This is a genomic window from Thermoactinomyces sp. DSM 45892 (assembly GCF_900107305.1).
Classification (GTDB): Bacteria; Bacillota; Bacilli; order Thermoactinomycetales; family Thermoactinomycetaceae; genus Baia.
The window spans coordinates 188,211-198,638 of sequence record NZ_FNPL01000005.1; the positions used below are offsets into that span (position 1 = coordinate 188,211).

The following is a 10,428-nucleotide window of genomic DNA, read 5'->3' on the forward strand; positions in this document are numbered from 1 at the left end:
AAACCACCACCCTCATTTGGTTTGAGAAGCATATCAGTTATTTCTTGTAGGACGTTAGAAGATAATGAAGAACCCCTTCTGACCCATACATGTATCAGAAGGGGTTTCCGGTTATTACCGATAAATCAAAGATTGGAATGTACTGTTGTCAAATCGGCGTACTAATTCAGTGGAAAATATCTTCAGTGCTTCTACGTCTTCTCGGTCGACAATGGTCGTATGGGAGTGGATATATCTTCCACATACTCCCAATGTAGCAGATGGAACGCCCTTTCCTGAAAGATGAACTTTTCCGGAATCAGTGCCTCCTTGTGAAACAAATATTTGATATGGGATTCCGAGGGACTCTGCTGTATCTAAAAGATAATCTCGCATGCGAGGTTGTGTGATCATCGTGCGGTCTAAAATCCGAATTAGTACTCCCTTACCTAGATAGCCAAATGCATCTTTCGCACCCGGATTATCTCCAGCAGCAGATACATCGATGGCAAAGAAAGCATCAGGCTCTGTGAGCACCGCAGAAGTCTGTGCCCCGCGCAGCCCCACTTCCTCTTGTGTAGTGGCACCAGCGATTAATGTATTAGGTAGCTCTTCTTTATGTAGTTCCTTCAATACTTCTAAGGACATAGCACAACCTAATCGGTTGTCAAATGCTTTACTCAGCAAGCGATGGCCGCCTTCCAGTTCACGGTAAGGAGAATAAGGGATCATGACACAACCTTCCCTTATGCCCCAACTCCGTACTTCCTCCTCATCACGGGCCCCTATATCGAGGAACATTTTATTCATAGGGTATACTTTTGTACGTTCCTCTGGGGTTAGGTTATGAGGCGGAGTGGACCCGATTACTCCATGAATCGCTTGCCCCGAAGTAGTAAAAACTTCAAATGGTTGTGATAGGAGTACTTGAGACCACCATCCTCCAAGCGCTGTAAAGGAAAGGTATCCTTCCTTCGAGATCCGAGTAATCATAAAGGATACTTCATCCATATGACCTGCTACTAGTACTCTAGGACTGTCTATTGCTCCTTTTTTTATACCAAAAATTCCACCTAAGGAGTCAGAAACCAACTCAGAAGTATATTTTTTGATTTCGCGTTCCATTATTTTCCTTACTTCATGTTCATGACCAGGTGCCCCTGGAGCTTGTGTAAGCTCTTCGAGTAACTTCCAATCGACTGTTTTCATCGTGATTCCTCCCATTCCTGTTTCAGCTTTGCTTCTTGTGTGAGTATGTATTCCGTATAGCGACGATGAACCGTTGCTCTTGAAATAGAGTAACCAAATCCTTTAAGAGTAGCCACAATTTCATCATACGTTAGCTCTTTTTCGCGCAATGCAACAATCTGGTCTATCGGGACCTCAATCTTTTCACGACCGCCATTTCCTTGGTTTTTCAAGTTTTTAGCTGGATTATATCCCTTTTCTTTTACCGCTCGTTGCATTCCCCAGCTTATTTTTTGGTTCATCATCTTGCGTTGCAATTCTTCTACCTTCGCAATAATATGAAGAACAGTTGATTCTCCTGCCTCTAACTCTAGCTCTTTTTTCTGTTGAAAGCTATAAATCTTACACCCTAATTTGCATAATTGATGAATCACTGCTAGTTTTGCTTCTCCCCGTCCGAGCCGAGTATCATCTTGGATGAAGAGATATTTAATTCTGTGCTTTCGGATCGCTTGTAATAGCCGCCCTAATCCAGGACGATTTAGATCAAATCCACTATGCTGTTCCTCTACTATCTCCACTACTGGCATACCTAATTCCTCAGCCCAGCAAACTAAATTTTCTCGTTGTCTCTCTAAGCTCGTCACCTGTTCTTCTTTTTTTGTGCTAACTCGTGCATAGATGATGGCATTCATGGTGGATCTATCCCGTCCTCTCAATCTTGCAGTACCTGTCAAAATCTATTAAAGTATGATAGAAGGAAGTGATTGACATGATTAGTCCAGAATTAATCCAGCGTATCAATGAGCTGGCTCACAAGAAAAAAACAGAGGGTCTTACCGAAGAAGAAAAACAAGAGCAAGCTAAACTATACAAAATCTATCTTGCAGGGATCCGCGGTCAGATGAAGCAACAACTTGATTCAATTGAATTTGTAGACTAAACCCTATTATATCGAACCACAGAAAAAGGGCTAGTTGATTATGTCAACAAGTCCTTTTTCTTATGAAATATGACATAAATTTACAGAAATATATACATAAATGCGTATTTAGTTTATAATACAAACTAGTTAATCATTGTTAGAGGAGTGGCTACAACCTATGATGCCTTTTAAGGAGATGGCTCGTTTAGATAAACTGATTCACGAACCTGCCAGGCTATCTATCATGAGTGCACTAGAAGCTTGTTCGATGGCTGAATTTCTCTTCTTACAAGAACTGACTGGCCTCACAAAAGGAAACATGTCTAGTCATCTTTCTAAGCTAGAAAAAGCGAATTATGTCTTGATCGGAAAGTCTTTTCTCCGAAAGAAAATTCCCCAGACAACCATCCAAATTACTCCAACTGGGTCCCATGCTCTTACTGAATATTGGAAGCAAATTGATCACATTCGGGAGATTACCAAACAGTGGTCTCAAGAAACGAACATCGCCTTTCCAGGCTAACCATGGATTCCAAATCATGTGCTCTGCATACCCTAGAAAAAATGACTCACTTTTCCAGCGTGTAGAAGGTAAGCAGGGTTTGAATCGTGGGAAATTAACCTAAACAAAGTTCCAAGATGAGGTGGCTAAATGGCTAGCATTTATCTAGATCTCCCCTTGTATTCCTTCGACCTGCACATCCATACAACTGCCTCTGATGGAGTTTTCACTCCTTCTGAAATCGTACAACAAGCAGGACATAAAGGGCTAAAAACGATTGCTATCACAGACCATGATACTATATATGGTGTTCAGGAAGCTAGATCGGCTGGTATACAAGCAGGAATCGATGTGATCCCAGGTGTAGAAATAAGCACTCGATTTCAAAAGAAAAATATTGATGTTTTAGGTTATGGAATGGAGGATCTGGATCTGCTAGAAGAACTCCTTCGACCATTTCGGGAAGCAAGAACACATAGAGCTGAGAGAATTGTAACGAAGTTATGCCGGCTTGGTATGCCTCTCTCTTTAGACGATGTAAAGGAGTTTAGTGGTGATCACTTAATCGCTCGCCCTCATATTGCACACGCCATTGTAAAAAAGGGTTATGTCCCTGACCTCCAATTTGCTTTTGATCATTATTTGGGAGACGGAAAGCCAGCAGCCGAGGATAAACTCGAAATCTCTGTAGAGGATGGAATTAAGATGATCCACCAAACGGGGGGGAAAGCCGTTTTAGCACACCCCGTCTATCTCCCTGATCGTAGCTGGGTCCCTCTCCTCCTACAGAATCCCTTTGATGGGATTGAAGTATGGCATCGAAGTCACTCTTGGGAAGACTCCGAATACTATCTCCGTCTTGCCCGAGAGCACCAACTCTTTGTCACGGGAGGATCTGACTATCATAACCCCTCTCATAAACTTGGTGATTTTATCAAAAAGCCCACTTAAATGTATGAATGCCAGTCTACAATACAGATGTAATGCTAAACTCTTCCTGTGTAATAGCATATAGTAGATGGTCTTCCCATTGACCATTAATCCGTAAGTATCTCTCAGCAAGTCCTTCACGACGAAATCCATTTTTTTCTAATACACGAATGGATGCTGTATTTCTGGGCATAACACCTGCTTGAATTCGATGTAAGTCAATCTTTTGAAAACAATACTGGAGTATGAGTTGTATTGCTTCTGTGGTATACCCTTTGCCATTGTATTGTTGGTCTAAATAGTAGCCTAAATAAGCATTTTGAAAAGGACCTCGAGAAACGGCTGAAAGGGATACTCGACCCATTAGCGTGTGATCACCCTCTAAAAAAATGCCGAATGCATAGCCACTTCCATCTTCTAGTGACTTAGTAGCAGATATGATTTGTTCGGTTTGTACTTCCGTACAGTAATACGATTCCGGACGAATAGGATCATATTGTTGAAAGAAATCTCGGTTCCTAAGAAGTAGTTGTACTAGATGTTCAGTATCGGTTACTTCTAAGGGACGGATATAAACTCTGCTCGAGTGTAGCTTCATACGTCCACCTCCCTAGACAGATTGTGTATCTCATGTCACTTCTTCTTTTTAGGCTTCGGGATAGGTATAACCGATTCCAATGCTACAACGACTTTTCTAGTTAGCTCCGTATCGTCAATATCCAATACGTAGTGTTCTTTCGCTCCATCATAAGGGAAACCTTTAATAGCGCTTGCCATATGTGTTTCAATACACGGCAATATTTTTACAAAGACAGTATTATCACACACAAGTAAAATAGGCTTGTCATTGACATACACCATGTACTCACCAAACATTTTCCGGTAGCGTACTTCTCCTACTCCCTCAATCTGACCACAGACATATTTGATATAGTCGGTTGTTGTTGCCATCTTTTATCCCTCTCGATCAACCATATGAATGGTTCTCTTCAAACTCTTATGTGCATATGATCTCATATTTCATTTTTGGTTTCCATACCCCAAATAGAAAGGACTTGAGTTTACTACGCCTCAAGTCCTTTAATCAATATTCTTCACATATGGCAACCCGGGCAGGGTTGTTAGGATTGTCTAAACACCAACTGGTTGGCAAAACGGATGGTGTTTTTCATTCCTTATAAGATAGTTATAAACCAAAATGAAGGTTCGGACTACTAAATTAGCTTACAAAAACCTTACACTTTTGTAAGCTAATTGTTTAGAGTTCATACTATAGATTTTCCAACGCGAGATGAATATCATCGTATGCGTCCGAATACTGATGAGTAACACAATATATTTCTAAATAGGGTGGTATTTTACGTGAAAATGACCGTCATCGCACATTTTTACAATGAGGAATATTTGCTTCCATGGTGGTTAATGCATCATACGAAAATATTCGATCACGGGATTTTAATTAATAAAGGCTCTACGGATAGGTCGGTAGAAATTTGTAAACACTATGCACCCCATTGGGAGGTTCGTCATTCAAATACGGGCTCATTTTTTGATGTCTTTCAAACGGATCATGACGTAATGAAAACAGAGACAGAAGCGATTGGTTGGAAAATAGTTTTAAATATTACCGAATTCCTTTGTTTCGCTGATAAAGCTCAATTTTTACATTCCCTCAGTAGCTCCGGCTCTCAGATGTATCACATAGAAGGGATTTTCATGGTTGATCATCCTGATGATCGTCATAAAAAACTTACTTACGAACGTCCCTTAGTGGAACAAAAATATCATGGATATTTCCTCGATCAACTTCGTTGGCATTACATCGGGTCCAATAGTCGTGGGAGATTTATCCATTGTCATTCACACGGGGCCTATGTTGCCGGGAGGCATGCTTCTGGACATCCTTCTATTCCATATCCAGACTATGCCTTTATCTTATGGTTTGGATATAGTCCATGGAACGAAGAAATCATACAAAGAAAATTACAAATTGGTCCCACACTAGCTCCTCATCCGTCGGCGGGAATACATCATCGTGTGGATAGAAATCAATTGGAAACATGGTATTCAGAAATATCAAAAAGAACATCAGACCTGCGGCAAACGAATGAATACCAAAATATGTTTCCATATTTTGGAGGTGTAAAATGAAAGCCGTAATTCTTGCTGGCGGTTATGGTACTCGAATTGGTGAAGAAACGCATTTAATCCCAAAACCAATGATTGAAATCGGTGGTAAGCCTATTATTTGGCATATCATGAAATTTTTTAGTCATTATGGCATTACAGATTTTGTTATTTGCTTGGGATATAAAGGTCATGTCATAAAAGACTTTTTCAAAAATTATTATCTACATATGTCCAACTTTACAATCGATTTACGTACAAATGAAATAAGTACCGATTTGCCTCAAATTGATCCTTGGAAGGTAACTCTTATCGACACAGGAGAAAATGTCCAGACTGGCGGGCGTATTAAACGAATCCAACATGCAATCGGAGATGAACCCTTCTGCCTTACGTATGGCGATGGGGTAAGCAACGTAAATATCCCAGATTTAATTCAGTTCCATAAAGAACACGGGAAGCTAGCTACTGTTACTGCCATTCAACCCCCTGGTCGATTTGGTTCACTGATACTTGATGGTGACAGCGTTTCCGAATTTAAAGAAAAGCCTTTAGGAGATGGGGCTTGGATTAATGGAGGATTTTTCGTATTGGAGCCTCAAATCTTTGACTATATTTCCGGTGATGATTCCATTTGGGAAACAGATTCTTTAGTTCAGTTAGCGGAACAGAGAGAATTAAACGCCTATCTTCACAATGATTTCTGGCATCCCATGGATACATTACGTGATAAGAAAAAATTAGTGGAGCTGTGGGAAAGCGGAGAAGCTCCTTGGAAGGTTTGGTGAGATGGTTCATAAGGGCTTTTGGCACAAGAAAAAGGTTTTTATTACAGGACATACTGGATTCAAAGGGTCTTGGCTTACATTATGGCTAGCTTCACTCGGGGCAGATATCGTGGGATATTCATTAGATCCACCATCAAGCCCTTATTTATTTCAACAAGCAAATGTAGAAAAAGAGTGCCACTCTCTACAGGGATCGATTACTGATTACTCATCCTTGCTACAAGTCATGAATGCAGCTCAACCGGAAATTGTTTTCCATTTAGCAGCTCAACCGCTGGTACATACCTCATATAAACAACCACTTTCCACGTTTGAAACAAATGTGATTGGAACAGCCAATGTTTTAGAAGCAGCCAAAAATGTAACAAGTATCAAGGTTATCATAAATGTAACAAGTGATAAATGCTATGAAAACGACGGATTAGGTGGTTATTCCTTTCAAGAAAGTGACCGGTTAGGTGGTTATGATCCCTATAGTGCAAGTAAGGCTTGTGCTGAATTAATCGCAACCTCCTATCAAAAATCATTTTTTCAAGACTCCTCCCTCCGTTTAGCCTCTGTACGTGCTGGTAATGTGATTGGCGGAGGGGATTGGGCGGAAGGTCGTTTAATACCAAATCTCATGAGATGTTATATAAACTCGGAGAAACTCTATTTACGAAACCCCCATGCAATTCGCCCGTGGCAACATGTTCTTGAACCTCTTCAAGGTTATATGCTTGTAGCTGAGAAGTTGTGGGAAGATGAGAAATACTCAGGAGCTTGGAATTTTGGGCCCATTAATCAACCTTCTATTACAGTCGAAAAAATAGTCGAAATGACTATGAATCTATGGGAGAAAGAATTAGAAGTCATCTATCCTACCTCCTCTTCCTTTTACGAATCACTGATCTTGACACTTGATAGTACGAAAGCACAAGAAAAATTAGGATGGACTCCTAAGTTATCAACAGAAGAATCACTTGCCTGGACTGTGGATTGGTATCAGAGGTGTATAGCCGGAGAAGATCTATCTGCGTTTACATATCAACAAATCAATACATTCATTACGAAATAAGGAGTCGCTAAAAGTGAATCATAAAAAATGTCGTTTTTGTCAATCCAGCTTAGAGCACACTTTTTTAGATTTGGGCGTTTCTCCTCTTGCTAACTCATTTGTAGATTCTGATAGATTAAACAAGATGGAGCCCTTCTATCCTCTTCATACGTTTGTCTGTAAAAACTGCTTACTCGTTCAGTTAAGTGAATTTGAATCCCCACACCATATCTTTAATGAATATCTTTATTTCAGCTCTTATTCTTCCACTTGGCTACTTCACGCTGAAGCGTATGTAGAGATGGTGACGAAGAGATTTCATCTGACAGAGACCTCACAGGTGATCGAAATCGCTAGCAATGATGGTTACTTGCTTCAATACTTTCAAAAGAAAAACATCCCTTCCCTTGGAATCGAACCTGCCAAAAATGTAGCAGAAGCAGCTCTTCAAAAAGGAATAAATACCATATCCGAATTTTTCGGCAATGAATTAGCTAAAGAATTGCTATCAGAAAATATGCAAGCAGATTTAATTGTTGCAAACAACGTATTAGCACATGTACCTAACCTTCATGATTTTGTTGCAGGATTAAAAACATTGCTAAAGGACGATGGAGTCATCACCATTGAGTTTCCTCATCTGTTGCAATTAATCACTCATAAGCAATTTGATACCATTTATCACGAACACTTTTCCTATTTTTCTCTTGTTAGCGTAAAAAGAATCTTAGCACACTATAAACTACAGATTATCGATGTGGAAGAACTTCCTACTCATGGAGGCTCGCTAAGATTGTTTATTAAACATGAACACAAAGACTTACAAGTAAGTGCTAGAGTTCGAGACTTAATACAAAAAGAAGCTGAGCAAGGCCTAGATAATCTAACTAGCTATCTCCAATTTGCAAAGAAAATAGAAGCACTGAAAATCGATACATTGAAATTCTTGATTCAAGCAAAACAGGAAAACAAACAAATTGTGGGGTATGGTGCACCGGCTAAAGGCAACACCCTTTTAAACTTTTATGGAGTTGGGAAAGAGTTTCTTTCCTATACAGTGGATGCTAATCCTCACAAACAAGGGCTATATCTACCAGGCACACGTATTCCCATACAGAATCCGGAGATGCTTAAAGAGACCAAACCAGATTATCTCTTAATTTTACCTTGGAACTTAAGAGAAGAAATTGTCCAGCAGTGTTCTTTTATTCGGGAGTGGGGAGGGAAATTCCTAGTTATCATCCCAGAGGTGGAAGTGATTTAGTAGAAAATATGAAACAAACCCTTCTGATTAAATTGTTCAGAAGGGTTTGTTTCATATTGTAACAGACTTACGTTTGTTTACTCTTTCCACCATCGAATCGAATCTTCTAAACCCGAATCCAATGTGTATTCTGGACTAAATCTAACTATTCGTTTTAACCGCTCCGTGTTCGCTACCATAAAGTATGATTCGTTTTCAGGATAAGGAATCGCTCCAAACTGAATTGGCTGATCATATCCCAACTTGTTCGCGATTTTTAAAATTAGCTCCTTCACTTGGACTGGCTGCCCGGAAGCGATGTTAACAGTTCCTTGAATATCGCTTTCTAAAAGGGCTATAAAAGCGTTGGCTACATCTTTTACGTGTAAAAAGTCACGATATTGCTCTCCATGCGTACATAAAATTTCTTCTTTCTGTCGAATGGATGAGATAACAGAGGGAACTAATCTTCGTGGGTGTTCATTTGGGCCATATAAAAAAAACACTCTTCCCCAGCTATAACTCAAACCCACTAACTCTGAAAATGAGTGTACCAAGGCTCGCAGTGCATTTTTTGACGCAGCATAAGGGGTTTTGTAGGAGCAGGGGGTTGTCTCTTCTGTAAGGTATCCATAATTCCAGTCATACTCTGCACATGTGCCAGCTACTACTACTCTCTGCCCACCATAATCAACGAAATGTGAGATTAACTCTATGCTGGATTGAACCCATCGGTAATTAACTTTTGACATCCAATATTGTCCGGGGGTCGCTTCCCATGCTAGATGAAGCAAATGAGTAGGCCTCACTTGCTTCATTACTTCTTTTATATCTTGGAAATGAAGCAAGTTAACATGATACCAGTTATACTGAGTGGGCGAAGAATCCACTACCTTCGTACTCGTTGCATGAACTTCATACCCTTTTTCAAGCAATGGTTGCAGTACATTCCTTCCGATCCAACCGTTTGCTCCTGTTATTAAAACCTTCTTCATAGCCCAAAATCCTCATAAGATAAGTCTTTTTTCGAGATAGTAATATGCTCCGGATCTGGCCACTGTATCTGGAAAGCGGGATCATTAAAACGTACTCCACGCACACTCTCTGGATGGAAATATTGTCCCATCTGGTAAAAAACCTCCGTTTCATCCTCTAACGTTTGGAAGCCATGAGCAAATCCCTCAGGGATATATAAACTATTTCTATTTTCGCCTCCTAGTACAACAGAGGTCCACTTTTTAAAAGTAGCTGACTCAGGACGCAAGTCAATAATGACATCATAAATAGCACCTTTGATACACTGAACTAGTTTCACTTCCTCATACGGAGGAGCTTGATAGTGCATTCCTCTCATGGTTCCTTTCTTTCTATTAACAGAGAGATTGCATTGAACCCAGTTAGCAGTTAATCCGTGTGACGAAAATTCCTTTTCGCACCAGGTCCGTGCAAAGAAACCACGATGGTCGATAATAGGCTCTAATTCAATGACATACGCACCTTCTAATTCTAACTCTTTAAAAATCAATGACCACCACCCGCTCTCCCAGAACTTTTAAAAACTATTTATTTCCATATTTATACCTACATGCCTAAAACATGTCTGATAAAGTAGTTACTCGAGATGAGCAAATCTGCTAACAGAAATATCCAGTTCCAATAGACAGACTACGGCTAGGCCGCATTCAGTTGCTTTTTTATACAACTAAGCGG

13 protein-coding genes are annotated in these 10,428 nt (G+C 40.1%); 7 read left to right on the forward strand and 6 right to left on the reverse strand.

All coding sequences use genetic code 11. The features are described from left to right. Positions 1-114: 114 nt before the first annotated feature. Both BLU58_RS05875 and BLU58_RS05880 read right to left on the reverse strand, forming a co-directional pair. Entirely contained in the window at positions 115-1,188 is a 1,074-nt protein-coding gene (locus BLU58_RS05875) for a M42 family metallopeptidase (RefSeq protein ID WP_093291293.1), read from the reverse strand. Continuing rightward, the gene (locus BLU58_RS05880) at positions 1,185-1,862 is read right to left on the reverse strand and encodes a YneB family resolvase-like protein (RefSeq protein ID WP_093291294.1); all 678 of its coding nucleotides are present in this window, start codon (positions 1,860-1,862) and stop codon (positions 1,185-1,187) included. Before BLU58_RS05880 ends, BLU58_RS05875 begins: the two co-directional genes overlap by 4 nt. Before the next feature lie 77 nt (positions 1,863-1,939). Between BLU58_RS05880 and BLU58_RS05885 the strand changes: the two genes are divergently transcribed. The 3 genes from BLU58_RS05885 to BLU58_RS05895 all read left to right on the forward strand — a co-directional run bounded on the left by BLU58_RS05885 (position 1,940) and on the right by BLU58_RS05895 (position 3,545). Further along, positions 1,940-2,110 (forward strand): DUF896 domain-containing protein, encoded by a 171-nt coding sequence (locus BLU58_RS05885; protein WP_093291295.1) that lies wholly within the window; start codon positions 1,940-1,942, stop codon positions 2,108-2,110. 160 nt (positions 2,111-2,270) lie between these two features. Further along, on the forward strand, positions 2,271-2,615 hold the full coding sequence (locus BLU58_RS05890; RefSeq protein WP_255404621.1) for a transcriptional regulator: 345 nt from the start codon (positions 2,271-2,273) through the stop codon (positions 2,613-2,615). Between the two features lie 129 nt (positions 2,616-2,744). Next, entirely contained in the window at positions 2,745-3,545 is an 801-nt protein-coding gene (locus BLU58_RS05895) for a PHP domain-containing protein (protein ID WP_093291296.1), read from the forward strand. Positions 3,546-3,561: 16 nt separating this feature from the next. Here the strand turns inward: BLU58_RS05895 and BLU58_RS05900 are convergent, their stop codons facing one another. Beyond that, positions 3,562-4,122 carry a GNAT family N-acetyltransferase gene (locus tag BLU58_RS05900; protein ID WP_093291297.1) on the reverse strand — a complete coding sequence of 187 codons (561 nt, stop codon included), beginning with the start codon at positions 4,120-4,122 and terminating at the stop codon, positions 3,562-3,564. 35 nt (positions 4,123-4,157) lie between these two features. Then, positions 4,158-4,475, reverse strand: a complete 318-nt coding sequence (locus BLU58_RS05905) for a TfoX/Sxy family protein (protein WP_093291298.1) — start codon at positions 4,473-4,475, stop codon at positions 4,158-4,160. A gap of 417 nt (positions 4,476-4,892) precedes the next feature. Between BLU58_RS05905 and BLU58_RS05910 the strand changes: the two genes are divergently transcribed. The 4 genes from BLU58_RS05910 to BLU58_RS05925 are packed head-to-tail and all read left to right on the forward strand — an operon-like array spanning position 4,893 to position 8,739. Further along, positions 4,893-5,675: a glycosyltransferase family 2 protein gene (locus BLU58_RS05910; RefSeq protein ID WP_093291315.1), complete on the forward strand. Its 783-nt coding sequence runs from the start codon at positions 4,893-4,895 to the stop codon at positions 5,673-5,675. Next, positions 5,672-6,439, forward strand: a complete 768-nt coding sequence (gene rfbF, locus BLU58_RS05915; protein ID WP_093291299.1) for a glucose-1-phosphate cytidylyltransferase — start codon at positions 5,672-5,674, stop codon at positions 6,437-6,439. Before BLU58_RS05910 ends, rfbF begins: the two co-directional genes overlap by 4 nt. A 1-nt stretch (position 6,440) precedes the next feature. Then, on the forward strand, positions 6,441-7,496 hold the full coding sequence (gene rfbG / locus BLU58_RS05920) for a CDP-glucose 4,6-dehydratase (RefSeq protein WP_093291300.1): 1,056 nt from the start codon (positions 6,441-6,443) through the stop codon (positions 7,494-7,496). A gap of 13 nt (positions 7,497-7,509) precedes the next feature. Beyond that, on the forward strand, positions 7,510-8,739 hold the full coding sequence (locus tag BLU58_RS05925; RefSeq protein ID WP_093291301.1) for a class I SAM-dependent methyltransferase: 1,230 nt from the start codon (positions 7,510-7,512) through the stop codon (positions 8,737-8,739). Positions 8,740-8,816: 77 nt separating this feature from the next. On the opposite strand, the gene BLU58_RS05930 is transcribed toward BLU58_RS05925, so the two are convergent. Continuing rightward, a complete protein-coding gene (locus BLU58_RS05930) occupies positions 8,817-9,713 on the reverse strand; it encodes an NAD-dependent epimerase/dehydratase family protein (protein ID WP_093291302.1) in 897 nt (298 codons plus the stop codon). Beyond that, entirely contained in the window at positions 9,710-10,243 is a 534-nt protein-coding gene (rfbC, locus tag BLU58_RS05935; protein WP_093291303.1) for a dTDP-4-dehydrorhamnose 3,5-epimerase, read from the reverse strand. The genes BLU58_RS05930 and rfbC overlap by 4 nt, the downstream gene beginning before the upstream one ends. Positions 10,244-10,428: the final 185 nt, after the last annotated feature.

Coding starts and splice junctions, on each gene's coding strand:
- BLU58_RS05875 (WP_093291293.1), bottom strand. CDS start 1,188: ATGAAAACAGTCGATTGGAAGTTACTCGAAGAGCTTACACAAGCTCCA.
- BLU58_RS05880 (WP_093291294.1), bottom strand. CDS start 1,862: ATGAATGCCATCATCTATGCACGAGTTAGCACAAAAAAAGAAGAACAG.
- BLU58_RS05885 (WP_093291295.1), top strand. CDS start 1,940: ATGATTAGTCCAGAATTAATCCAGCGTATCAATGAGCTGGCTCACAAG.
- BLU58_RS05890 (WP_255404621.1), top strand. CDS start 2,271: ATGATGCCTTTTAAGGAGATGGCTCGTTTAGATAAACTGATTCACGAA.
- BLU58_RS05895 (WP_093291296.1), top strand. CDS start 2,745: ATGGCTAGCATTTATCTAGATCTCCCCTTGTATTCCTTCGACCTGCAC.
- BLU58_RS05900 (WP_093291297.1), bottom strand. CDS start 4,122: ATGAAGCTACACTCGAGCAGAGTTTATATCCGTCCCTTAGAAGTAACC.
- BLU58_RS05905 (WP_093291298.1), bottom strand. CDS start 4,475: ATGGCAACAACAACCGACTATATCAAATATGTCTGTGGTCAGATTGAG.
- BLU58_RS05910 (WP_093291315.1), top strand. CDS start 4,893: ATGACCGTCATCGCACATTTTTACAATGAGGAATATTTGCTTCCATGG.
- rfbF (WP_093291299.1), top strand. CDS start 5,672: ATGAAAGCCGTAATTCTTGCTGGCGGTTATGGTACTCGAATTGGTGAA.
- rfbG (WP_093291300.1), top strand. CDS start 6,441: ATGGTTCATAAGGGCTTTTGGCACAAGAAAAAGGTTTTTATTACAGGA.
- BLU58_RS05930 (WP_093291302.1), bottom strand. CDS start 9,713: ATGAAGAAGGTTTTAATAACAGGAGCAAACGGTTGGATCGGAAGGAAT.